Source organism: Pseudomonas sp. Tri1 (genome assembly GCF_017968885.1).
Lineage (GTDB): Bacteria > Pseudomonadota > Gammaproteobacteria > Pseudomonadales > Pseudomonadaceae > Aquipseudomonas.
On sequence record NZ_CP072913.1, the window covers coordinates 1519232 to 1542278 of the forward strand.

A 23047-nucleotide genomic window follows, 5' to 3' on the forward strand; every position below is an offset into this window, starting at 1 on the left:
ACAGGTGTTCTGCGTGTTCGAGGGAATCGATAGCCAAACAACAATCTGTTCGATAAACGAACACTCAGTCGATTATCGGATTGTTTGGTCTTTTTCCGCAGCTTAATCTTCAGTCACTCCGGCGCTTAACCTCGCGCCTTTTTCTTCATGTCGGTCTACTGAAAAACGGGAGCCTGCCCCATGGCTGAAATCCTTTCGCTGCACGACGCGGTGAAGCAATTCGTCAACGACGGCGATACCGTCGCGCTCGAAGGCTTTACTCACCTGATTCCGACGGCGGCGGGTCATGAAATCATTCGTCAGGGCAAGAAAGATCTGACCCTGGTTCGGATGACGCCTGACCTGATCTACGACCAGTTGATCGGCGCCGGCTGTGCTCGCAAGTTGATTTTTTCCTGGGGTGGCAACCCTGGCGTGGGTTCGTTGCACCGTCTGCGCGATGCGGTAGAGAAGCAATGGCCGCACCCTCTGGAGATCGAGGAACACAGCCACGCCGACCTGGCCAATGCCTACGTTGCCGGGGCCTCTGGCCTACCGTTCGCGGTGCTGCGGGCCTACGCCGGCTCTGACCTGCCGAAGGTCAACCCGCTGATCAAAAGCGTGACTTGTCCTTTCACCGGTGAAGTCCTGGCCGCTGTGCCTTCGGTGCGCCCGGACATCACAGTGATCCACGCCCAAAAAGCCGACCGCAAGGGCAACGTGCTGCTGTGGGGCATTCTCGGTGTGCAGAAAGAAGCGGCCCTGGCCGCCAAGCGCTGCATCGTCACTGTGGAGGAAATCGTCGACGACCTGAACGCGCCGATGAACGCCTGCGTGCTGCCGACCTGGGCCTTGAGCGCGGTCTGCCACGTCCCGGGCGGCGCGCATCCGTCCTACGCCCACGGCTACACCGAACGTGACAATCGTTTCTACCAAGCGTGGGACCCCATCGCCCGGGATCGTGAGACCTTTACCGCGTGGATCAACGAATACATCCACGGCACTAAAGACTTCAGTGAGTTCCAGGCCAGACTGGCAGCCGCTTCGGAGGCGAAATAATGACGTACTCCACCAATGAAATGATGACCGTTGCCGCGGCCCGTCGGTTGAAGAACAACGCCGTTTGCTTCGTGGGTATCGGCCTGCCGTCGAAAGCGGCCAATCTGGCACGGCTGACTTCGGCGCCGGATGTGGTCCTGATCTACGAGTCCGGTCCGATTGGTGCCAAGCCCAGCGTACTGCCGCTGTCCATCGGTGACGGTGAACTGGCGGAAACCGCGGACACTGTCGTACCCACCGGTGAGATTTTTCGCTACTGGTTGCAGGGCGGGCGCATCGACGTCGGTTTCCTCGGCGCGGCCCAGGTCGACCGGTTCGGCAACATCAACACCACGGTGGTGGGCGACTACCATCAGCCGAAAGTCCGCTTGCCGGGCGCCGGTGGCGCGCCGGAAATCGCCGGTTCGGCCAAGAGCGTATTGATCATCCTCAAGCAGTCGGCGCGTTCATTTGTCGACAAACTGGATTTCATCACCTCGGTCGGGCACGGCGAGGGCGGTGATTCCCGTAAGCGCCTGGGCCTGCCGGGTGCTGGTCCGGTGGGTATCATCACCGACCTGTGCATTATGGAACCGGAAGCCGGCACTCACGAATTCGTGGTCACTGCGCTGCACCCGGGCGTGACCCGCGAGCAAGTCATAGCCGCCACCGGATGGGCGATTCGTTTCGCCGACCAGGTGCAAACCACCGCCGAGCCGACCGAACTGGAGCTGCGCGCACTGCGCGATCTGGAGGCTCGCACTGCCAAGGCCCATGGCCAGGCACCGGGAGAAGCCTGATGCGTGACGTTTATATCTGTGATGCGATTCGAACCCCCATTGGCCGGTTCGGCGGCGGCTTGTCCGCCGTGCGCGCCGATGACCTGGCGGCCGTGCCGATCAAGGCGCTGATGGAGCGTAACCCGTCGGTGGACTGGAATGCCGTGGACGAGGTGTTCCTCGGCTGCGCCAACCAGGCTGGCGAAGACAACCGCAACGTAGCGCGTATGGCGCTGTTGCTGGCGGGCTTGCCGCAGAGCATTCCCGGCGTGACCCTCAACCGCCTCTGTGCCTCGGGTATGGACGCCATCGGTACGGCGTTCCGCGCCATCGCCAGCGGCGAAATGGAATTGGCTATCGCTGGCGGTGTGGAGTCGATGTCCCGCGCGCCGTTCGTGATGGGCAAGGCCGACGCGGCGTTCTCGCGCAACATGAAACTGGAAGACACCACCATTGGCTGGCGCTTCATCAACCCATTGATGAAAGCCCAGTACGGTATGGATGCGATGCCGCAGACAGCGGACAACGTGGCCGATGATTACGCCGTGTCTCGCGCCGACCAGGACGCTTTCGCCTTGCGCAGCCAACAGCGCACGGCGGTGGCTCAGGCCGCAGGATTTTTCGCCGAGGAAATCGTGCCGGTGCGCATCGCCCACAAGAAAGGCGAAACCGTGGTCGAGCAGGACGAACACCCTCGCGCCGACACTACGCTGGAGATCTTGAGCAAGCTCAAGCCGGTCAACGGCCCGGAGAAGACCGTTACGGCTGGCAACGCCTCGGGCGTCAACGATGGGGCGGCCGCGTTGATCCTGGCGTCCGCCGAAGCGGTCAAGAAACATGGCCTGACGCCGCGAGGCAAAGTGCTGGGCATGGCCAGTGCCGGCGTGGCTCCTCGGGTGATGGGCATCGGCCCGGTACCTGCGGTGCGCAAGCTCACTGAACGCCTGGGGCTGGCGGTCGCCGATTTCGATGTGATCGAACTCAATGAAGCTTTTGCCAGCCAAGGCTTGGCGGTGCTGCGCGAGCTGGGTCTGGCGGACGATGCGCCACAGGTCAACCCGAACGGCGGCGCCATTGCCCTCGGCCACCCGTTGGGCATGAGCGGGGCGCGGCTGGTGCTGACGGCGCTGCATCATCTGGAAAAGACCGGCGGCAAAAAAGGCCTGGCGACCATGTGTGTCGGTGTCGGCCAAGGGCTGGCGCTGGCGATCGAACGCGTCTGACCCGTCGTTCTACTAATAAGAAACCGAGGAACGCTGCATGACTGACAAGCCTGGTTATCGTCGCCCCCAAGCGGGCACTCAGCCGGAGTATTTGCACCCACCGTACCAGTCCACCAACCTGCGCTCGCCGTCCAAGCCGTTGGTGTATCTGCCTCACTCGCTGTCGGAAATCACCGGTCCGACCATAGGCGCCGACCGCGTGCAGGAAAAGGACAACGACCTGACCGCCCAGCATGCCGGCGAGCCACAGGGGGAGCGGATCATTATCCACGGACGCGTGCTGGATGAGCACGGTCAGCCCGTGCCGGGCATCCTGGTGGAGATCTGGCAGGCCAACGCCGCCGGGCGCTACAACCATGACCGCGACAACCACGACGCGCCGCTGGACCCGAACTTCACTGGCACCGGCCGTACCGTCACCGATGCTGACGGTTGGTATCAGTTCCAGACCATCAAGCCCGGCGCCTATCCGTGGGGCAACCATCACAATGCCTGGCGCCCAGCGCATATCCATTTCTCGCTGTTCGGGCCGAGTATTCTGACGCGCCTGGTGACGCAGATGTATTTCCCCGGGGACCCGCTGCTGGCTTACGACCCGATCTACAACTGCGTACCGGACACTCGCGCCAAGGAACGCCTGATCGCCAGTTTCGACTTGGAAAAAACCGTCCCTCATTACGCCCTCGGTTATCGCTGGGACATCGTTTTGCGCGGCCGCGATGCCACGCCGATGGAGAAATAAGATGACGCTTACCGCCACCACGTCCCACACCGTTGGCCCCTATTACCACATTGGCCTGACCTGGCTGAACCGCGAAGACCTGACCGTCGCCCAAACCCTTGGCCAGCGCGTGGCGATCACCGGGCAGGTAATCGACGGCAATGGCCAGTTCGTCAACGACGCCATGCTGGAAGTCTGGCAGGCCAACGCCGCCGGTAAATACGCCCACCCTGAAGACGATCAGGACAAACCCCTGGATCCGAACTTCGAAGGCTTCGGCCGGGTGCCGGTGGACGCCGAAGGGCGCTTTCGGTTCACCACCATCAAGCCGGGCACCGTGCCGGGACTGGGTGGCACGACCCAGGCACCGCACCTGGTGGTGCTGGTGTTTGCCCGCGGGCTGGTCAAGCATCTGCTGACACGCATTTACTTCGATGGCGAACAGGCCAACGAAAGCGACCCGCTGCTGGCCTGTGTGCCTGAGGAACGTCGCGCCACTATTGTGAGCAAGCCCGATGCTTCGGGTGTGTATCAGTGGAACGTGGTCCTGCAGGGCACCGATGCCGAGACGGTGTTCTTCGATTATTGAGTGATTACACCTGTGGGAGCGAGTTTGCTCGCGATAGCGGTGGGTCAGCTTGCATCCATTTTGAATAGCTGCCTTCATCGCGAGCAGGCTCGCTCCCACATGGCTGCGCCACAGGCAACACAAACTGTGGAACGGGGCTGTTACGAAGTGTGTCTAGACTTTGTTAAGTCCCCAACGAGTGAGTAACCCATGGCTATCCCAATCAGTCACTACACCGGCGAAGAACGCAGCAAACGCATCTTCGCCATCGTCGGCGCCTCATCCGGTAACCTGGTCGAATGGTTCGACTTCTACGTCTATGCGTTCTGCGCGATCTATTTCGCGCCGGCGTTTTTTCCGTCGGACAACCCCACGGTGCAACTGGTCAACACCGCGGGCGTGTTCGCCGCCGGATTCCTGATGCGGCCCATCGGTGGCTGGATTTTCGGTCGGGTGGCGGATCGTCACGGGCGCAAGAACTCGATGATGATTTCGGTGCTGATGATGTGCTTCGGCTCGTTACTCATCGCCTGCCTGCCCACTTACAAGGACATCGGCGTCTGGGCGCCAGTGCTGCTGTTGCTCGCGCGTTTGCTGCAAGGCCTGTCGGTGGGCGGCGAATACGGCACCACGGCCACCTACATGAGCGAAGTCGCCCTCAAGGGCCAGCGCGGCTTTTTTGCCTCGTTCCAGTATGTGACGTTGATCGGCGGGCAACTGCTGGCGGTGTCGCTGGTGGTGGTCCTGCAACAATTCCTCAACGAAGACGAACTGCGCGCCTACGGCTGGCGGATCCCGTTCGCGGTGGGCGCCGTGGCCGCATTGATTTCCTTGTTCCTGCGTCGCTCCCTGAAGGAAACCAGCAGCAAGGAAATGCGCGAGAACAAGGATGCCGGTAGCATCGCCGCGCTGTTTCGCAACCACAAGGCGGCGTTCATCACCGTACTGGGTTACACCGCCGGCGGTTCGCTGATTTTCTACACCTTCACCACTTACATGCAGAAATACCTGGTGAACACCGCCGGCCTGCACGCCAAGACCGCCAGCTACATCATGACCGGCGCGTTGTTCCTCTATATGTGCATGCAGCCGCTGTTCGGCATGCTGGCGGACAAGATCGGCCGACGTAATTCCATGCTCTGGTTCGGTGCCCTGGGTGCGTTGTGCACAGTGCCGATCCTGCTGACTCTCAAAAGCATCAGCAGCCCATTTCTGGCATTTATCCTGATCACGTTGGCGCTGGCGATCGTCAGTTTCTACACCTCCATCAGCGGTCTGGTAAAAGCCGAGATGTTTCCCCCCGAAGTGCGGGCGCTGGGCGTAGGGTTGGCCTACGCGGTGGCGAATGCGATTTTTGGTGGTTCGGCCGAGTGGGTTGCCCTGAGCTTGAAAGCCCAAGGCATGGAAAACGCCTTTTACTGGTATGTCACGGTGATGATGGTGGTGGCATTCCTGTTCAGCCTGCGCCTGCCCAAGCAACCGGCGTATTTGCATCACGACCTTTGAACCAACCGCGCCGGGCCGTAAGGCCGGCGCACCCAAGGACTGTTTATGAGCGAACGACCGGGCAATCAGCTGTTCGATGCCTACTTCACCGCCCGCGACATGCGCGAGGTGTTCTGCGATGCGGGCCGGGTCCAGGCTATGCTGGATGTCGAGGCGGCATTGGCTCGGGCCGAGGCGCGGGTGGGATTGATTCCCCAGCGCGCGGTGGCGCCGATCGAGAATGCCTGTCGTGCCCAGTTGTACGATTTTTCGGCGTTGGGCGAAGCGATTGCCAGCGCCGGCAATTCGGCGATCCCCTTGGTCAAGGCGTTGGGCAAGCGCATCGCCAGCGAGGACGCCGAAGCCGAGCGCTATGTGCACCTGGGCGCTACCAGCCAGGACGTGATGGACAGCGGGCTGGTACTGCAACTGCGCCAAGCCTTGACGCTGATCGAGGACGAGCTGGCGCAACTGGCCGTCACCCTGGCCCGCCAAGCCGAACGTTACGCTGCCACGCCGCTGGCCGGGCGCACCTGGCTGCAGCATGCCACGCCGGTGACACTGGGGATGAAAATCGCCGGTTGGCTGGGGGCGATCACTCGCAGCCGCCAACGTCTGAAAGAGCTCAAGCCGCGCTTGCTGGTGCTGCAATTTGGTGGCGCCTCCGGAACGCTCGCCGCATTGGGTGAGCAGGCCCTGCCCATCGCCGAAGCCTTGGCTGCCGAGCTGCAACTGAGCCTGCCGGAACAGCCGTGGCACACCCAGCGCGATCGTCTGGTGGAGTTCGGTTCGGTGCTGGGTTTGATCGCCGGCAGCTTGGGCAAGTTGGGGCGCGACATCAGCCTATTGATGCAAACCGAGGCCGGCGAAGCCTTCGAACCGTCGGCGCCGGGCAAGGGCGGTTCCTCGACCATGCCGCACAAGCGCAATCCAGTGGGCGCGGCGGTGCTGATCGGCGCGGCGACGCGGGTGCCTGGTTTGTTGTCGACGTTGTTCAGCGCCATGCCTCAGGAACATGAGCGCAGCCTGGGCCTGTGGCACGCCGAATGGGAAACCTTGCCGGAGATCTGCTGCCTGGTATCCGGTGCCCTGCAACAGGCGCGGTTGTTGGCTGATGGGCTGGAAGTCGACGCAGCGCGCATGGCCCGCAACCTGGAACTGACCCAGGGGTTGGTGCTGGCCGAAGCGGTGAGCATCGTCCTGGCCCAGCGTGTCGGGCGTGACACTGCGCATCATCTGTTGGAGCAATGTTGCAAGCGCGCGGTGGCCGAGCAACGGCATTTGCGCGCCGTGCTGGGGGATGAACCCCAGGTCACCGCGCAGCTGTCCGCCGCCGAAATCGATCATCTACTCAACCCCGCCCACTACCTCGGCCAGGCCCAGACCTGGGTCGCCCGGGCGGTGGCCGAACACCTTGCCTTGAACGCCTGAAAGGAGATTGTTGTGGGATTCGTCAAACTCGCCGAAGGCGATCTGAATTACCGATTGGACGGGCCGCAAGACGCCCCGGTGCTGGTGCTCTCCAACTCCCTGGGCACCGACCTGCACATGTGGGACCCACAGGTCCCGGCCTTCAGCGAACACTTTCGTGTGTTGCGCTTCGACACCCGCGGCCATGGCCAGTCGCTGGTCACCGAAGGACCGTACAGCATCGAACAACTGGGGCGCGATGTGCTGGCGATGCTTGATCAGTTGAACATCGACAAGGTGCATTTCTGTGGTTTGTCCATGGGCGGGTTGATCGGCCAATGGCTGGGGATCAATGCCGGTGAGCGGCTACACAAACTGGTGGTGTGCAACACTGCCGCCAAGATCGGCGATCCCTCGGTGTGGAACCCACGCATCGAAGCCGTGCTGCGTGATGGCCAGGCCGCGATGGTAGCGTTGCGCGATGCCTCGATTGCCCGTTGGTTTACCCCCGACTTTGCCGAGGCGCAGCCTGCGACGGCGAAAAAAATCACCGACATGCTCGCCGCCACTTCGCCCCAGGGTTATGCGGCCAACTGTGCAGCGGTGCGTGATGCCGATTTTCGCGAGCAACTGTCGTCGATCCGCGTACCGCTGTTGGTGATCGCTGGCACCGAAGATGCCGTGACGCCGCCGTCGGGTGGGCACTTTATCCAGGAGCGGGTCAGCGGTGCCGAGTACGCCGAGTTCTACGCCGCGCACCTGTCCAATGTCCAGGCCGGCGCCGCGTTCAGCGCGCGGGTGCTGGATTTCCTGCTTGATTCTGGCCGCGCCTGAGGAGTTTTCTGTGGACGAGAAACAACGTTACGACGAAGGCATGCAAGTGCGCCGCGCGGTGCTGGGCGATGCCCACGTTGACCGTAGCCTCAATGCCCTGACTGAGTTCAACAGCGAATTCCAGGAAATGATTACCCGCCATGCCTGGGGCGACATCTGGACCCGCCCGGGCCTGCCGCGCCATACCCGCAGCCTGATTACCATTGCCATGCTGATCGGCATGAACCGCAACGAAGAACTCAAACTGCATTTACGCGCCGCCGCCAACAACGGCGTGAGCCGCAGCGAGATCAAGGAAGTGATCATGCAGAGCGCTATCTACTGCGGCATTCCGGCGGCCAACGCCACCTTCCACCTGGCCGAATCGGTGTGGGACGAACTGGGTATCGAATCACGGTCTTAACATCCACCCACAAATCCCCTGTGGGAGCGAGCTTGCTCGCGAAAGCGCTGGGTCAGCTTGCGACGATGTTGAATGTGATGACGTCATCGCGAGCAGGCTCGCTCCCACATTGATCTGGTCACCGGATCTGCATCCACCCCAAAAATCCCATGTGGGAGCGAGCTTGCTCGCGAAAGCGCTGGGTCAGCTTGCGACGATGTTGAATGTGATGACGTCATCGCGAGCAGGCTCGCTCCCACATTGATCTGGTCACCGGATCTGCATCCACCCCAAAAATCCCCTGTGGGAGCGAGCTTGCTCGCGAAAGCGCTGGGTCATCTTGCATCGATCTTGAATGAGATGACGCCATCGCGAGCAAGCTCGCTCCCACACCGGTACAGCCTCCACCCATGTTGGTTTTTACAGCAAGCTGATCGGATAGCTGACGATCAACCGGTTTTCATCGAACTCATTGGTGCCGTAATCCCGGCGCATCGTCGAGTTACGCCACTTCACATTCAGACTCTTCAGCACACCGCTCTGCACGGTATAAGCCAGCTCACTTTCCCGGCCCCATTCCTTGCCATCGTCAACCGTGGCGGTGTGCACGTTGTCGCCGCTGATATAGCGGTTCATCAGGGTCAAGCCCGGCACGCCGACGGCGGCGAAGTTGAAGTCATGGCGCAGTTGCCAGGATTTTTCCTTGGCGTTGTCGTAGCTGGAGTTGTAGCTGTCGTTGGCCAGGGTGCCGCCGCTGGTGCCGTTGACGCGCATCCAGGCATCATCGCCGCTGACTTTCTGCAGGCCGACGTAGAAGGTGTTGCCACCGTATTTGGCCGAGAGCAGGGCGAACGCGGTTTTGTTGTCCAGGTCGCCGGCCAGGGCGCTGCCGTCTTCCTTGCCGATGAAGTAGCCAAGGTTGGCGCCCAGGGTCCAGTCGCCGATGGGCTGGCTGTGGGTCAGGTTGAAGTATTGTTGCTGGTAGATGTCGGACAGTTCCGAATACCAGACGCCGACCTGGGTACGCTTTTCGTTGAAGGCATATTCGCCGCCGCCAAAGTTGAAACGGTCGGAGGTGAACGCGCCACGGCCGTTCATTGACATGTCTTCCATGCTCGCGTCGTTGCGCGGGCTGTTGGCGCGGAACTGACCACCGTACAGGGTCAGGCCGCTGATTTCCGTGGAGGTGACCTGGCCGCCACGGAAGGTTTGTGGCAGGGAACGACCGTCGTCGGAGCGCAGGATCGGTAGCACCGGCATCCATTCGCCGACCTTCAGCTCAGTCTTCGATACCTTGGCCTTGAGGGCCACGCCCAGGCGACCGAAGTCATCGGCAGGGCGACCGTCGTCATGCACGGGCAGCAACTGGGTGCCGGCGGTGCCGCGACCACCATCAAGCTTGACCGAGTACATGCCCAGCACATCGACACCGAAGCCGACCGTGCCCTGGGTGAAGCCAGACTTGGCGTCGAGGATGAAACTCTGCGTCCATTCCTCGGCTTTGCCCTGGGTGGCATTCGAGTTGGTGAAGTTGCGGTTGAAGTAGAAGTTGCGCAGGTTCAGCGTGGCTTTAGCATCTTCGACAAACCCCGACTCTGCGGCCAGGACGGGCAGGGCGGTACTGGTCAGGGCTACGGCAATGAGGCTGGGGAACAAGTGCTGTGTGGGTTTCATGGGCGTGTCTCTAATTGTTGTGGGCGAAGCGAGTCGTTGCCGCAACCTTGGGTTGCAGACGGTGCGGTGGATCTGGGCGCTCTGTTGATCAGCCGGACGAAGTAGGGCGTGTGGGCATGGCGTCGAACCTGTTGTTATTAGTTTTGTGCGAGCGATGGTGAAGGGCCGCCTGGGATCGGTTCAATTGCTGTTTGCGGGTTTTGGGCGATTATCGAACGGCAAAAAAAGGCCGATTGGCTGGATGAAGAACCTGTGGGAGCGAGCTTGCTCGCGATGGCGGCCTGTCAGTTGGCCTTGCTCTTGTTGACTGAGTACATATCCGTTTTCGCGGTAACGGCGACTTAGGGTTTCGCCCTTACGGCGAGTCACTTTCGAAAAGCGCGAAAGTAACCAAAGCGCTTCTGCCCCACCACTCGGCACCTCGCCTAGGCTCGGTGTGCCCTCACTCCGGCATTGCTCCGTGGGCCCGCCGCGAAGGGCCATCCATGGCCCAGCGCGGCTATCCCGGCATCCATGCCGGGATGCCCACTCCACAATGCCTGCGTTCGGCCATCGTGGTTAACGGGGCGCCCGAGATCAACGTCCACCGCGAGGCGGCCTGACAGCCGGCCTAGTTCTCCCGGTCGTACTCCGATCCCATTGTGGGAGCGAGCCTGCTCGCGATAGCGGAGGGTCAGTTTGTGGTGGTGTTGGATGTGCTGGCGTCATCGCGAGCAAGCTCGCTCCCACAGGTTTTTGTATCGTGTGCGAATGTTGTGAACACCCGCAAACCTATGTGGGAGCGAGCCTGCTCGCGATAGTGTAGGGTCAGTTTGCGGCGATGTTGGATGTGCTGGCCTCTTCGCGTTCAAGCCCGCTCCCACAGGAGAAACGCGGTCCCACCAAGAATCAGGTCGGCTCTAAGGCCGCCTCGTGGTGGACGTTGATCTCGGGCGCCCCGTTAACCACGATGGCCGCACGCAGGCATTGCGCAGTGGGCACCTCGGCATGGATGCCGAGGTAGCCGCGCTGGGCCATGGATGGCCCTTCGCGGCGGGCCCACGGAGCAATGCCGGAGTGCGGGCATGCCGAGCCTAGGCGAGGCACCGAGTGGTGGGGCAGAAGCGCTTTGCTTACTTTCGACTGGGCCGGCTTCCGCGCTTTTCGAAAGTGAGTCGCTGTAAAAGCGAAACCATAAGTCGCCGTTATCGCGAAAACGGATATGTACTCAGTCAACAACATTCAGGCCGGCTGTCAGGCCGCCATCGCGAGCAAGCTCGCTCCCACAAGTTTTGTGGCCGGTCTGACAGACGCGGCGATTTTTCCGACGAGGTTTTAAGGTTGCTGCTCGGAAGCGGCATCTCTAGCTTGTTCGTGTCGCTGCCCATCCAGCGACCGGGACTGCAAGCCCGCCGAATTTGTTAGGCGCCAGCGCCCGGACCCAACGTTTCGGGCATCCAATTGATGCAGGAGCGCCGTTATGAAAAAACATCACCCTTCTTCGCCGTCAGAGAGCACCTTCCCCTACAACGACCCCGATCCAGAAAAGCTCCAAGAGGCCGCAGACCGAGCACTCGATTACCATCTGGGCACCCACCCTGATCCCAAACCCAAAACCTCAACTCAAGTTTTCACTGTCATCGATACCCTCGACACCGAGTGTCTACTGGCGAACCTCAGCGAAACCCTGGCCTCGGCCAGTGCCATGGTCAGCGACCTGGCGTTCGATCTGAAAGGCTCTCGGCGGCATGTCGCACTAGGCGTGGCACAGATGATTGAATTGAGTGAGTTGTTGGCCAATCGAGCGCTGGATATCGTCGACCTGCGTTAACCCAGTCGCTGTTAAAACACGCACAAACAAAAAGCCCACCTTTCGGTGGGCTTCATGTTCAGCGTTCAGGCATCTATCAGAACAGCTTCGTCTCTGGCGCTTCTTCTTTCACCGGTTCGTTCTTACCGGTATCGGCATTCCAGCCGCCCCCCAGTGCCTTATACAAATTGACCTCGCTGGTCAATTGCGAAAGGCGGTCGGTGATCAGCGATTGTTGGGCGCTGAACAGCTGGCGTTGGGCGTCGAGGAAGGTCAGGTTGCTGTCGACGCCGATGCGGTAGCGGCGCTCGGCCAGGCGGTAGTAGTCCTGGTTGGAGGCAACGTAGGCGGTCTGGGCCTGCAACTGTTCGTTGTAGGTCCGGCGTGCGGCCAGGCCGTCGGAGACTTCCTGGAATGCCGTCTGAATGGCCTTCTCGTAATTGGCGACGTTGATGTCTTTCTGGATTTTGGCGTAATCCAGGCTCGCCCGCAGGCTGCCGGCGTTGAAGATCGGCAGGTTGATTTGCGGGGCGAAGGTCCAGGTGCCCGAGCCGCCCTTGAACAGGCCGGACAGGTCCGGGCTCAAGGTGCCGGCGTTGGCCGTCAGGCTGATGCTCGGGAAGAACGCGGCCCGCGCGGCGCCGATGTTGGCGTTGGCGGCCAGCAGGTTGCGTTCGGCCTGGAGGATGTCCGGACGACGTTGCAGCAGGTCAGATGGCAACCCGGCCGGTACTTCGCTGAGCAGGTCATCGCTGAGCGGTTTTGTGTTCAGGTTGGCCGGCAGGTTGGTGCCCAGCAGCAGGGTCAGGCTGTTTTCATCCTGGGCGACCTGGCGGGTGTAGCGCGCCAATTGCACGCGGGCGTTTTCTACCGCCGTGCGCGCCTGGCTCAGGTCCAGGGCCGAGGCCACGCCGACCTCGGCGCTGCGCGAGGTCAGCTTGAGGCTTTGGTCGTAGGCTCCCAGGGTTTCCTGGGTCAGCTTGAGCAGTTCCTTGTCGGCCTGCCAGGTCAGGTAGGCGTTGGCCACGTTGGCCACCAGGCTGATCTGGGTGCTACGGCGGGCTTCTTCGGTGGCGAAGTAGCTTTGCAGCGCTTGTTCGCTCAGGCTGCGAACCCGGCCGAACAGGTCCAGCTCATAGGAACTGATGCCCAGGGTGGCCGAGTAGGAGCTGCTGATGGCTGCTTCACCGGTTTGCGACGCGCGCGCCGGCACCCGCTGACGGCTGGCCGAACCGGTGGCCGAGACCGCCGGGAACAGGTCCGCCCGCTGGATGCGGTATTGCGCGGCGTAGGCATCGATGTTCAGCGCCGCGACCCGCAGGTCGCGGTTGTTTTCCAGGGCGACCTGGATCAGCTGTTGCAGTGCCGGATCATGGAAAAACTGTTTCCAGCCCTGCTCGGCGGCGGCCTGGCCCGGGGCCTTGGCCGCTTCGTAGGCCGGGCCTTGCGGGTATTGCGCCGCGACCGGTGTTTCGGGCCGCTGATAATCGGGGATCAGCGAGCAACCGCTGAGCACGATGGCGGCGATGGTCAGGGAAAGGAGCGACTTGCTCATTGGCCAGCCTCTTTAGAAGTTTCAGAAGTGTCATCCTGGTCGGCATTTTTGCGGCGGCCAATCGACGACACGGTCACGAAGAACAACGGTACCCAGAAAATAGCCAGGATCGTAGCGGTCAACATGCCGCCGATCACGCCCGTACCGATGGCGTGCTGGCTGCCCGAGCCGGCACCGGTGGAAATCGCCAGTGGGACCACGCCGAGGATGAACGCCAGGGAGGTCATGATGATCGGTCGCAAACGCATCCTACAGGCTTCGATGGCGGCTTCCACCAGGGTTCGGCCCTGTTCGTGGAGTTCCTTGGCGAATTCCACGATCAGGATGGCGTTTTTCGCCGCCAAACCGATGGTCGTCAACAAGCCTACCTGGAAGTACACGTCGTTCGACAAGCCGCGCAGGCTGGTTGCCATCAGGGCACCAATAATGCCCAACGGCACCACGAGCATGACCGCGATCGGAATCGACCAGCTTTCATACAGCGCCGCCAGACACAGGAACACCATCAACAGCGACAGGGCATACAACGCTGGCGCCTGGGAGCCCGAGAGACGTTCCTCGTAGGACAAGCCCGTCCAGGAAATACCGACACCGGCCGGCAGCTTCTTGGCGATGGCCTCGACTTCGGCCATGGCTTCACCCGTGGAGTAGCCAGGCGCCGGGGTGCCGAGGATTTCCATGGCTTCCACGCCGTTGTAACGGGCCAGTTTCGGCGAGCCGTAGACCCACTCACCCTTGGCAAACGCAGTGAACGGCACCATGGTTCCGGCACTGTTGCGCACGTACCACTTCTTCAGGTCTTCGGGGCTCATGCGGGCACCGGGTTGACCCTGCACGTACACTTTCTTCACCCGACCGCGGTCGATGAAGTCGTTCACGTAGCTACTGCCCAGGGCAATCGACAGGGTGTTGTTGATGTCTGACAAGGTGATGCCCAGCGCGCTGGCCTTCTCGTCATCGATTTCCAACTGGTATTGCGGCTCATCATTCAGGCCATTCGGACGTACCTGCGAGAGGATCTTGCTCTGCGCGGCCATGCCCAGGAACTGATTGCGGGCTTCCATCAACTTGTCGTGGCCGATGCCGGCGCGGTCCTGCAGGAACACGTCGAAACCAGTGGCGTTACCCAACTCCAGTACCGCGGGTGGAGCAAAGGCGAACACCATCGCGTCACGGAAGGCGAAGAAGTGCTGCTGGGCACGCGCCGCGAGCTTGAACACGCTGTTGTCGGCGTTACGCTCGTCCCACGGCCTAAGCATGATGAACGCCATGCCGGAGCTCTGGCCACGACCGGCGAAGTTGAAGCCGGTCACGGTGAACACCGAGGCCACGGCATCGCCCTCACCGCCGTCCTTGCTCGGACGCAGCAGGTACTCACGCATCTTGTCCACTACCACCTGGGTGCGCTCGGCACTGGAGCCGGCCGGCGTCTGCACCTGGGCAAACAGTACACCTTGGTCTTCTTCGGGTAGGAACGCTGTCGGGATGCGGGTGAACAGCCAGACCATGCCAACCACGATAATCACGTAGGCCAGCAGGTACGGGGCCTTGTGCTTGAGCATATTGCCCACGCCGCGCTCGTAGCTTCTTACGCTACGGTCAAAATTGCGGTTGAACCAGCCGAAGAAACCGCGCTTGGGTGTTCCGTGCTCGCCTTTGGGAATCGCCTTGAGCATGGTGGCGCACAACGCCGGGGTGAAGATCAAGGCCACCATGACCGACAAGGCCATGGCCGAGACGATGGTGATGGAGAACTGCTTGTAGATCACGCCGGTGGAGCCGCTGAAGAACGCCATCGGCAGCAGTACCGCCGAGAGCACCAGGGCGATACCCACCAGGGCGCCCTGGATCTGGCCCATGGATTTCTTGGTGGCTTCCTTGGGCGAGAGGCCTTCTTCGCTCATCACCCGTTCGACGTTTTCCACCACGACGATGGCGTCGTCCACCAGCAAGCCGATGGCCAGCACCATGCCGAACATGGTCAGGGTGTTGATGCTGAAGCCGAACGCCGCGAGGATCCCGAAGGTACCGAGCAGTACCACCGGCACGGTCATCGTGGTGATGATGGTGGCGCGGAAATTCTGCAGGAACAGGAACATCACCAGGAACACCAGCACGACCGCTTCGACCAGGGTTTCAACCACACCTTTGATCGATTCGCTCACCACTGGCGTGGTGTCGTACGGGAATACCACTTCCATGCCTTGCGGGAAGAACGGCTTGAGGTCGTCGATGGTCTTGCGCAGGGCCTTGGCTGTGTCGAGGGCGTTGGCGCCGTTGGCCAGTTTTACCGCCAGGCCCGAGGCCGGGGCACCGTTGAACTGGGCGCTGACGCTGTAGTTTTCACCACCCAAGCCGACATCGGCAACGTCACCGACGCGCACTTGCGAGCCGTCCGAGTTGACCTTGAGCAGGATCGCCTTGAATTGCTCGGCGGTCTGCAAACGAGTCTTGCCGATGATGGTGGCGTTCAGTTGCTGGCCGGGCAGGGCGGGCAGGCCGCCGAGCTGGCCGGAGGAGACCTGGACGTTCTGCGCGGAGATGGCGTTTTTCACGTCCACCGGCGTCAGGTTGAAGTTGTTCAGCTTGGCCGGGTCGAGCCAGATCCGCATCGCGTACTGCGCACCGAAGACCTGGAAGTCACCGACACCGGCGGTACGCGAGATCGGGTCCTGCAGGTTGGACACGATGTAGTTGGCCAAGTCGTCCTTGGTCATGCTGCCGTCGCGCGACACCACGCCGATCACCATCAGGAAGTTCTTCACTGACTTGGTTACGCGGATACCCTGCTGCTGCACTTCTTGCGGCAGCAGCGGGGTGGCCAGGTTCAGCTTGTTCTGGACCTGGACTTGCGCGGTATCGGAGCTGGTGCCCTGCTCGAAGGTCGCGGTGATGGTCATGCTGCCGTCGGAGTTACTTTCCGAGGACACATAACGCAGGTTGTCGATACCGTTGAGCTGTTGTTCGATGACTTGCACCACGGTGTCCTGCACGGTTTGTGCGGATGCACCTGGGTAGGTCACCTGGATCGCAATGGCCGGTGGCGCGATGCTCGGGTACTGGTTGATCGGCAATTTGAGGATCGATAGAGCCCCGACCAGCATGATCACCAGGGCAATCACCCAAGCGAAAATCGGACGGTCGATAAAAAATTTCGACATGGTTTACTCCCCTTTGCCGCCGGCTGCTTTATCAGCTGCCTGAGCGGGGGCCGGGTTCTTGGCATCGACATTGGTGGCTTCGGTGGCTTTGACTTCCACCCCGGGCCGTACGTATTGCAACCCTTCGGTGATCAGGCGGTCGCCGGCCTTGAGCCCGTCTTCGATCAGCCACTGGCTGCCGACGGTGCGGCTGGCCTTGAGCTGACGCAGCTCGACCTTGTTGTCCGGGCCTACCACCAGGGCAGTCGGCATGCCTTTGAGGTCGCGGGTCACGCCTTGTTGCGGGGCGAGGATCGCCGCGCTGTTCACGCCAGCCTGCAGTTGTGCGTGGACGAACATGCCCGGCAACAGCGTGTGGTCCGGGTTCGGGAACACGGCGCGCAAGGTCACGGAACCGGTGGTCTGGTCGACCGACACCTCAGAGAATTCCAGTTTGCCTTCGTGTGGGTACTGGCTGCCGTCTTCCAGGGTCAGCTTGACCATGGCGGCATTGTCGCCGGCCTTCTGCAGACGACCGCTTTGCAGCTCGCGGCGCAGTTGCAGCAACTCGACCGAACTCTGCGTCACATCGACGTAGATCGGGTCCAGTTGCTGGATGGTCGCCAGGGCGTCGGTCTGACCGTTGCTTACCAAGGCGCCCTCGGTTACCGAGGAACGACCGATACGGCCGGAGATCGGCGCGTAGACCTTGGTGTAGCGCACATTGATCTGGGCAGTCTGCAGATTGGCTTCCGACTCCAGGCGATTGGCCACGGCGGTGTCGTATTCCTGGCGGCTGACGGCTTGTTCGTCCACCAATTGCTTGTAGCGATCGGCAATCGATTTGGTGGAGCGCAGGTTGGCCTCGGCGCTCTTGAGACTCGCTTCATAGACGGCTGGGTCGATCTGGTACAGCTGCTGGCCGGCCTTGACGTCGGCACCTTCCTTGAACAGGCGCTTGAGAATGATGCCATTGACCTGTGGACGAACTTCCGCGACACGGAACGCGCTGGTGCGTCCTGGAAGCTCCGAGGTCAGGGTGAAGGGCTGGGTCTTGAGCGTTACGACGCCGACCTGAGGAGGGGGAGGAGCAGGTGCAGCCTCTTCCTTTTTGCATCCGCTGAGCAGCGATGCCAGGGCGATGGCGGTAACCAGAGCGGTAACAGCTGGCTTGAATTGCATGGAAATCCTCGGGTCCAGGCGCGCAACAGGCGCACTCGAAAGGTGGAAAGTGAAAAAAGAGCGAGATACGCAATTAGTAGGATGCTAAGAAATATACTTACGTACATGGTTGTTTGTAAACAGCCAGATTGCGTACCATCTGTATTTACAAAAGCCTGACAAAGGCATCCGGAGGTCGGGACGCGTTTCGAGACGCGCCGCCTCATATTCGCTCAGCTGATCCCTACGCATTGCTGATTCATCCTGATTGAGGTGTTCATTGCCATGGTCCGTCGTACCAAAGAGGAAGCCCTGGAGACGCGCAGCCAGATACTCGAAGCGGCCGAGAAAGCCTTTTTCGAGCGAGGCGTGGCGCGCACGACGCTGGCCGATATCGCAACATTGGCCGGTGTGACGCGTGGCGCCATCTATTGGCATTTCAGCAACAAGGCCGATCTGCTCCAGGCCATGCTCGACACCTTGCACGAGCCCCTTGATGAACTGGCCCGTGCCAGTGAAAGAGAAGAAGAGCTTGATCCGCTGGGCTGTATTCGCAAACTGCTGGTCCAGTTGTTCCGGCAGGTGGCCCTGGACCCGAAAACCCGCCGCATTAATGAGATTCTGTTCCATAAGTGCGAATTCACCGATGAAATGTGCGATCTGCGCCAGCAGCGGCGCGAGGTCAGCCTGGACTGCAATGTGCGTATTGCGCTGTCGTTGCGCAACGCGATAAATCGCGGCCAGTTGCCGGACGATCTGGACCCTGAAAAGGCTGCGATCGCTATTCATGCTTATATCGACGGCATTTTGTATCAGTGGCTACTGGCCCCTGAAAGCTTCGCCCTGGCCGGTGAGGCCGAGCGCTGGGTGGAAGCCGGGCTGGATATGCTGCGCTTGAGCCCCAACCTGCGCAAATGAAACAAAATGCGTAATTGCGTCGGTTTGTGTCAATAGCTGTGGACCAAGGTTGCTTTTATAAACTGACGTCGCCTTGGTTGATAGGGAATCGGTGGCGAATTTTGTAGGTGATTTGTTTCGCACTTGTGAACGTGTATGAACAGACCGTCCAAGCGGGTCGCTGGATGCCCCGCCAGATGAACCTGGCGGGGCCACATTTCAAGCCAGCGTGATTTCCACGGTGAACCCATAGGGTTCATCATTCGCCGCGCGAGTGATTCGGGTCGAGCACTTGATTGGCGTGGCGCCTATAGAGGTCACTTTGTTTGTCCGGACGGGTGTCAGCGTCGACGAAATCACTCCGAAAGACGTGTTGACACGCAAACCGAAGTTAAAGACGAAGCCGCAATCCTTGTCGCCAAATACAATGAAGTTTTTGTACATGTCCTTGCTGCGGCTGCCCAGTTGTCTGGAGTACTTGAAATCGAGTTTGAAGGCCAGGATGTCCCAAGGAATAACACTCAAGAAGTCTCGTTCGTCGGCGTCCAGGTCGATATCGTTTTCACCCACGGCAAATGCCCGATCGGTATGGTTGATTAACTTTACGATAAGACGGGTGCGGTTCGGGTTAATGCTTTCTTGCTGCCACGCTTGAATCTGCTGGTTGGCGTCGTCGTTCAGTTTTGCTTGTTTCATCAAGGCGTTGAGGATCTCGGTGTGTTCTTTCGTGTGCAGCGACTCAATGTATTTATACAAAACATCCGGCGCTGCATAGTTGAACTGTGAAAGTGTCTTTTCGTAAAAACTCTTATCGTCTTGATCGCGGGTTTCGGCTGGGTTTGTCATGTTGAATTCCTTTTCAATAGGGCGTTATCAGAGTTTGATCGACCAGGCTGTTTGGCTTTGTCGTCAGGCTGAATATGAGCATTGAAGTGAGCGATTAGAAAGTTCTGATAGTTGACCGAATATTTAAAGGCATAAAAAAGCCCTGGCTCTTTCGAGGCAGGGCTGGGGTATTTCAGTCAATGATCAGAGTACGGGGTAATCAATGTATCCCACGGGCCCTTTGCCATAAAACGTTTCGGGATGTGCCTCGTTCAGTGGCGCATCGGCTTTCAAGCGCGCCGGCAGGTCCGGATTGGCAATGAACGGCACGCCGAAGGCGACGGCATCGGCCTTGCCCTCGGCCAGCCAGGCGTTGGCACTGTCCTTGGTGAAACGTTCGTTGGCAATGTACGGGCCGCCGAAGGCTTGCTTGAGTTGCGGGCCGATGCTGTCTTCGCCTTCCTTCTCGCGAGAGCAGATGAAAGCGATGCCGCGCTTGCCCAACTCGCGGGCCACGTAGCTGAAGGTTTCCAGGCGGTTCTCGTCGCCCATGTCATGGGAGTCGGCGCGTGGTGCCAAGTGCATGCCAACCCGGCCGGCGCCCCAGACTTCGATGACGGCGTCGGTCACTTCCAGCATCAGGCGGGCACGGTTTTCCAGGGAACCACCGTATTGGTCGGTGCGCTGGTTGGTGCTGCTTTGCAGGAACTGATCGAGCAGATAGCCATTGGCACCGTGGATCTCCACACCGTCGAAACCGGCGGCCTTGGCGTTTTCGGCTCCTACGCGATAAGCGTCGATGATGTCGGCGATCTCAGCAGTTTCCAGCGCGCGCGGCGTCGGGTAGTCGGCCAGCGGACGCACCAGGCTCACGTGGCCTTTGGGCTGGATGGCGCTTGGCGCCACAGGCATTTCACCGTTCAGGTACGAGGGGTGGGAGATCCGGCCTACGTGCCACAGTTGCAGGAAGATCTTGCCGCCGGCGCCGTGGATCGCCTTGGTGACGTTGGCCCAGCCGCGTACCTGGTCGTTGGACCAGATACCGGGAGTGTCCGGGTAGCCCACCCCCATCGGCGTGACGGAGGTCGCCTCGCTGAGAATCAGGCCAGCGGAAGCGCGTTGCACGTAGTACTCGGCCATCAACGCGTTAGGCACGCGACCGGCGTCAGCGCGGCAGCGAGTGAGTGGAGCCATGATGATGCGGTTTTTCAGTTCGATGTCGCCAAGTGTGATCGGATCGAAAATAGTCGTCATGAATTACAGCCTCGTCAGAATCAGGGAGTGGTTAAAAGTCAGTGAGTCGCCGGTGCCAGGTCGGCGTTGCCGCCCTGGCGAAAAGTGATCAGGGTAACCAGCAGCGCCAGCACGGCCAGCGCGCCGGCGGCCAGGGGCACGGAGGTCAGGCCCAGGCCTTGGTCGATGACGCTGCCGCCGACCCAGGCGCCCAAGGCGTTGCCGATGTTGAAGGCGCCGATGTTCAGGGTGGACACCAGGTTGGGCGCGGCTTTGCCGAAGGTCACCACGTTGACTTGCAGGGCCGGCACGGCGGCGAAGCAGGCAGTGGCCCAGAGAAACAGGGTGATTTCGCTGGGAATCAGCGCGGCGCTGGTCCAGCTCAGCACGGTGGACACCACGGCCATGGTGACGAAGACGCCCATCAGCGTGTTCGCCAGGCTTTTGTCCGCAAGCTTGCCGCCGATGATATTGCCCAGGGTCAGGCCCAGGCCGATCAGCACCAATGTCCAGGTCACGCCACGGGGCGACACGCCGGTGACTTCACCCAGCAGCGGGGCGACGTAGGTGAACAGGGTGAACACCGAGGCGGAGAACAGCGCGGTCATGCTCAGGGACAACCACAGCCCTGCGCCCTTGAGGGCTACCAGTTCCGAACGCATGTCGAGTTTTTCTTCATCGCGCTTGGCCGGCAGGAAACGGATCAGGCCGATCAGGGCAATGACGCCGATGACGGTCACGGCCCAGAAAGTCGAGCGCCAGCCGGCTTCCTGACCCAACGCGGTGCCCAGCGGTACGCCGAGCACGTTGGCCAGGGTCAGGCCGGTGAACATCAGGGCCACGGCTGAGGCGCGCTTGTTGGGTGCCACCAGGCCGGCGGCCACCACCGAACCGATGCCGAAGAACGCGCCGTGGCACAGGGCGGTGACGACCCGGGCGAACATCAGTACGTTGTAGTCGCTGGCGATGGCGCAAAGCAGGTTGCCGACGATGAAAATCCCCATCAGCGCCACCAGGGCGGCCTTGCGCGGCAGTCGCGCGGTGGCCAGGGCCATGAACGGCGCACCGATGGCCACGCCCAAGGCGTATCCGGTCACCAGCCAACCGGCGCCGGGGATCGACACGCCCAGGTCGGCCGCCACATCGGGCAGCAGACCCATGATGACGAACTCGGTGGTGCCGATGGCGAAGGCGCTCAGGGCCAGGATGAGGAGTGAGAGGGGCATGATGGAGTCCTTGTCAGGTCAGAGCTCTTGGCTCATTTGCTTGAGGAATTGCTGGATCACTTCCTCGTTGCGTTTGAAAAAATGCCATTGACCGACCTTCTGGCTGGTGATCAGCCCCGCCCGTTGCAACACCGCCAAATGCGCAGACACCGTGGATTGCGACAGGCCGCAACGCTGGTCGATCTGTCCGGCGCAAATGCCGAATTCGTGGTTGTGCAGTTGTTCGGGAAACTGGACCTTGGGGTCTTTGAGCCAGTTGAGGATGTCTCGCCGTACTGGGTGTGCCAGGGCTTTTATTATTTCGTCGAGGTCAAGGGGCATTGGGGGCAGCTCGTGATGAGTAAAACGCTATATCGCGATGAGGCGAACCTTAAATCGTTATTTCGCGATATACAAATATGGATTCGATCTGAGGGGCGAACAAATCGCTATATCGGGTTATAACGATATGGGCGTGGCGGTGCTAAGCTGCCTGCCATGAATTATCTCGCGCACCTGCACCTCGGCGGCCCTGGCCGGGAACAACTGCTTGGCAGCCTCTATGGCGATTTCGTCAAAGGGCCGCTGCAAGGGCAATACGATCCGCAGATCGAAGCGGCGATAGCCCTGCATCGACGCATCGACATGTACACCGACCGCCATCCCTTGGTGGACAATGCCCTGTCGCGGTTTTCCACGGTGCGCCGGCGCTATGCCGGGATCGTGCTCGATGTGTTTTTCGACCATTGCCTGGCCCGGGACTGGAGGTTGTACGGCGATGGTCCGCTGGTGGATTTCACTTCTCGCGTGTATCAGGTGCTGACCAGTGAGCCACAGCTGCCGGGGCGCCTGGCGCAGATCGCGCCCTATATGGCGGCGGATGATTGGCTGGGTTCCTATCGGGAATTCGAGGTGCTTGGGCAGGTGCTTCGGGGAATCTCCAGGCGCCTGTCCCGGCCAGAAGAACTGGCGGGAGCGATGCAGGAGTTGATCAGGCTCTATGAGCCGTTGAGCGAAGATTTCCGGCTGTTCTACCCACAGCTTCAGGATTTTGCTCAAAGCCAAGTCACGCCGCAGGACTAATTGTGGGAGCGAGCTTGCTCGCGATAGCGGTGGTCCAGTCAACATCTCTGCTGAATGTTAAGCCGC

The 23047-nt window shown here is 60.8% G+C and carries 21 protein-coding genes; 12 read left to right on the top strand and 9 right to left on the bottom strand.

Annotation, left to right across the window (positions count from 1 at the left end; all coding sequences use genetic code 11):
* Positions 1 to 180: 180 nt before the first annotated feature.
* The 9 genes from J9870_RS06750 (at position 181) to pcaC (ending at position 8440) form a co-directional block, all read left to right on the top strand.
* Complete coding sequence (locus tag J9870_RS06750; protein ID WP_210643223.1) at positions 181 to 1038, top strand: CoA transferase subunit A; 858 nt, start codon at positions 181 to 183, stop codon at positions 1036 to 1038.
* On the top strand, positions 1035 to 1817 hold the full coding sequence (locus tag J9870_RS06755) for a CoA-transferase subunit beta (RefSeq protein ID WP_210645124.1): 783 nt from the start codon (positions 1035 to 1037) through the stop codon (positions 1815 to 1817). The genes J9870_RS06750 and J9870_RS06755 overlap by 4 nt, the downstream gene beginning before the upstream one ends.
* Positions 1814 to 3019, top strand: coding sequence for a 3-oxoadipyl-CoA thiolase (gene pcaF / locus J9870_RS06760; protein WP_210645126.1), 1206 nt, complete (start codon positions 1814 to 1816; stop codon positions 3017 to 3019). The genes J9870_RS06755 and pcaF overlap by 4 nt, the downstream gene beginning before the upstream one ends.
* 37 nt (positions 3020 to 3056) lie before the next feature.
* Positions 3057 to 3761, top strand: coding sequence for a protocatechuate 3,4-dioxygenase subunit beta (gene pcaH / locus J9870_RS06765; RefSeq protein WP_210643224.1), 705 nt, complete (start codon positions 3057 to 3059; stop codon positions 3759 to 3761).
* Between the two features lies 1 nt (position 3762).
* On the top strand, positions 3763 to 4329 hold the full coding sequence (gene pcaG / locus J9870_RS06770) for a protocatechuate 3,4-dioxygenase subunit alpha (RefSeq protein ID WP_210643225.1): 567 nt from the start codon (positions 3763 to 3765) through the stop codon (positions 4327 to 4329).
* Positions 4330 to 4518: 189 nt separating this feature from the next.
* A complete protein-coding gene (locus J9870_RS06775) occupies positions 4519 to 5814 on the top strand; it encodes an MFS family transporter (protein WP_210643226.1) in 1296 nt (431 codons plus the stop codon).
* A gap of 45 nt (positions 5815 to 5859) precedes the next feature.
* Entirely contained in the window at positions 5860 to 7224 is a 1365-nt protein-coding gene (locus J9870_RS06780; RefSeq protein WP_210643227.1) for a 3-carboxy-cis,cis-muconate cycloisomerase, read from the top strand.
* A 12-nt stretch (positions 7225 to 7236) separates the two neighbouring features.
* Positions 7237 to 8037: a 3-oxoadipate enol-lactonase gene (gene pcaD, locus J9870_RS06785; RefSeq protein ID WP_210643228.1), complete on the top strand. Its 801-nt coding sequence runs from the start codon at positions 7237 to 7239 to the stop codon at positions 8035 to 8037.
* 10 nt (positions 8038 to 8047) lie between these two features.
* The gene (gene pcaC, locus J9870_RS06790) at positions 8048 to 8440 is read left to right on the top strand and encodes a 4-carboxymuconolactone decarboxylase (RefSeq protein ID WP_011059667.1); all 393 of its coding nucleotides are present in this window, start codon (positions 8048 to 8050) and stop codon (positions 8438 to 8440) included.
* A gap of 399 nt (positions 8441 to 8839) precedes the next feature.
* Here pcaC and J9870_RS06795 read toward each other — a convergent pair whose 3' ends face one another.
* Positions 8840 to 10093 carry an OprD family porin gene (locus J9870_RS06795; protein ID WP_210643229.1) on the bottom strand — a complete coding sequence of 418 codons (1254 nt, stop codon included), beginning with the start codon at positions 10091 to 10093 and terminating at the stop codon, positions 8840 to 8842.
* 888 nt (positions 10094 to 10981) lie between these two features.
* Positions 10982 to 11110 carry a hypothetical protein gene (locus J9870_RS29670; RefSeq protein ID WP_281728957.1) on the bottom strand — a complete coding sequence of 43 codons (129 nt, stop codon included), beginning with the start codon at positions 11108 to 11110 and terminating at the stop codon, positions 10982 to 10984.
* A 442-nt stretch (positions 11111 to 11552) separates the two neighbouring features.
* Between J9870_RS29670 and J9870_RS06800 the strand changes: the two genes are divergently transcribed.
* Complete coding sequence (locus J9870_RS06800) at positions 11553 to 11903, top strand: DUF6124 family protein (RefSeq protein WP_210643230.1); 351 nt, start codon at positions 11553 to 11555, stop codon at positions 11901 to 11903.
* A gap of 76 nt (positions 11904 to 11979) precedes the next feature.
* Here the strand turns inward: J9870_RS06800 and J9870_RS06805 are convergent, their stop codons facing one another.
* The 3 genes from J9870_RS06805 to J9870_RS06815 are packed head-to-tail and all read right to left on the bottom strand — an operon-like array spanning position 11980 to position 17759.
* A complete protein-coding gene (locus tag J9870_RS06805; protein WP_210643231.1) occupies positions 11980 to 13437 on the bottom strand; it encodes an AdeC/AdeK/OprM family multidrug efflux complex outer membrane factor in 1458 nt (485 codons plus the stop codon).
* Positions 13434 to 16598: an efflux RND transporter permease subunit EmhB gene (gene emhB, locus J9870_RS06810; RefSeq protein WP_210643232.1), complete on the bottom strand. Its 3165-nt coding sequence runs from the start codon at positions 16596 to 16598 to the stop codon at positions 13434 to 13436. The genes J9870_RS06805 and emhB overlap by 4 nt, the downstream gene beginning before the upstream one ends.
* 3 nt (positions 16599 to 16601) lie before the next feature.
* A complete protein-coding gene (locus tag J9870_RS06815; RefSeq protein ID WP_210643233.1) occupies positions 16602 to 17759 on the bottom strand; it encodes an efflux RND transporter periplasmic adaptor subunit in 1158 nt (385 codons plus the stop codon).
* A gap of 264 nt (positions 17760 to 18023) precedes the next feature.
* Here J9870_RS06815 and J9870_RS06820 point away from each other — a divergent pair, with 264 nt between their 5' ends.
* The gene (locus tag J9870_RS06820; RefSeq protein ID WP_210643234.1) at positions 18024 to 18656 is read left to right on the top strand and encodes a TetR family transcriptional regulator; all 633 of its coding nucleotides are present in this window, start codon (positions 18024 to 18026) and stop codon (positions 18654 to 18656) included.
* Positions 18657 to 18854: 198 nt separating this feature from the next.
* On the opposite strand, the gene J9870_RS06825 is transcribed toward J9870_RS06820, so the two are convergent.
* The 4 genes from J9870_RS06825 to J9870_RS06840 all read right to left on the bottom strand — a co-directional run bounded on the left by J9870_RS06825 (position 18855) and on the right by J9870_RS06840 (position 22240).
* Positions 18855 to 19481, bottom strand: coding sequence for a hypothetical protein (locus J9870_RS06825; RefSeq protein WP_210643235.1), 627 nt, complete (start codon positions 19479 to 19481; stop codon positions 18855 to 18857).
* Positions 19482 to 19664: 183 nt separating this feature from the next.
* Positions 19665 to 20714: an alkene reductase gene (locus J9870_RS06830; RefSeq protein WP_210643236.1), complete on the bottom strand. Its 1050-nt coding sequence runs from the start codon at positions 20712 to 20714 to the stop codon at positions 19665 to 19667.
* Positions 20715 to 20752: 38 nt separating this feature from the next.
* Entirely contained in the window at positions 20753 to 21919 is a 1167-nt protein-coding gene (locus J9870_RS06835; protein ID WP_210643237.1) for an MFS transporter, read from the bottom strand.
* Positions 21920 to 21937: 18 nt separating this feature from the next.
* Entirely contained in the window at positions 21938 to 22240 is a 303-nt protein-coding gene (locus J9870_RS06840; protein WP_030138446.1) for a metalloregulator ArsR/SmtB family transcription factor, read from the bottom strand.
* A 156-nt stretch (positions 22241 to 22396) separates the two neighbouring features.
* Here J9870_RS06840 and J9870_RS06845 point away from each other — a divergent pair, with 156 nt between their 5' ends.
* Complete coding sequence (locus J9870_RS06845) at positions 22397 to 22981, top strand: ACP phosphodiesterase (protein WP_210643238.1); 585 nt, start codon at positions 22397 to 22399, stop codon at positions 22979 to 22981.
* Positions 22982 to 23047 lie beyond the last annotated feature (66 nt).

Coding starts and splice junctions, on each gene's coding strand:
- J9870_RS06825 (WP_210643235.1), bottom strand. CDS start 19,481: ATGACAAACCCAGCCGAAACCCGCGATCAAGACGATAAGAGTTTTTAC.
- J9870_RS06820 (WP_210643234.1), top strand. CDS start 18,024: ATGGTCCGTCGTACCAAAGAGGAAGCCCTGGAGACGCGCAGCCAGATA.
- J9870_RS06845 (WP_210643238.1), top strand. CDS start 22,397: ATGAATTATCTCGCGCACCTGCACCTCGGCGGCCCTGGCCGGGAACAA.
- pcaG (WP_210643225.1), top strand. CDS start 3,763: ATGACGCTTACCGCCACCACGTCCCACACCGTTGGCCCCTATTACCAC.
- J9870_RS06835 (WP_210643237.1), bottom strand. CDS start 21,919: ATGCCCCTCTCACTCCTCATCCTGGCCCTGAGCGCCTTCGCCATCGGC.
- J9870_RS06775 (WP_210643226.1), top strand. CDS start 4,519: ATGGCTATCCCAATCAGTCACTACACCGGCGAAGAACGCAGCAAACGC.
- J9870_RS06750 (WP_210643223.1), top strand. CDS start 181: ATGGCTGAAATCCTTTCGCTGCACGACGCGGTGAAGCAATTCGTCAAC.
- J9870_RS06780 (WP_210643227.1), top strand. CDS start 5,860: ATGAGCGAACGACCGGGCAATCAGCTGTTCGATGCCTACTTCACCGCC.
- J9870_RS06840 (WP_030138446.1), bottom strand. CDS start 22,240: ATGCCCCTTGACCTCGACGAAATAATAAAAGCCCTGGCACACCCAGTA.
- pcaH (WP_210643224.1), top strand. CDS start 3,057: ATGACTGACAAGCCTGGTTATCGTCGCCCCCAAGCGGGCACTCAGCCG.
- J9870_RS06830 (WP_210643236.1), bottom strand. CDS start 20,714: ATGACGACTATTTTCGATCCGATCACACTTGGCGACATCGAACTGAAA.
- J9870_RS06805 (WP_210643231.1), bottom strand. CDS start 13,437: ATGAGCAAGTCGCTCCTTTCCCTGACCATCGCCGCCATCGTGCTCAGC.
- J9870_RS06795 (WP_210643229.1), bottom strand. CDS start 10,093: ATGAAACCCACACAGCACTTGTTCCCCAGCCTCATTGCCGTAGCCCTG.
- J9870_RS29670 (WP_281728957.1), bottom strand. CDS start 11,110: ATGGCCCAGCGCGGCTACCTCGGCATCCATGCCGAGGTGCCCACTGCG.
- J9870_RS06815 (WP_210643233.1), bottom strand. CDS start 17,759: ATGCAATTCAAGCCAGCTGTTACCGCTCTGGTTACCGCCATCGCCCTG.
- J9870_RS06800 (WP_210643230.1), top strand. CDS start 11,553: ATGAAAAAACATCACCCTTCTTCGCCGTCAGAGAGCACCTTCCCCTAC.
- emhB (WP_210643232.1), bottom strand. CDS start 16,598: ATGTCGAAATTTTTTATCGACCGTCCGATTTTCGCTTGGGTGATTGCC.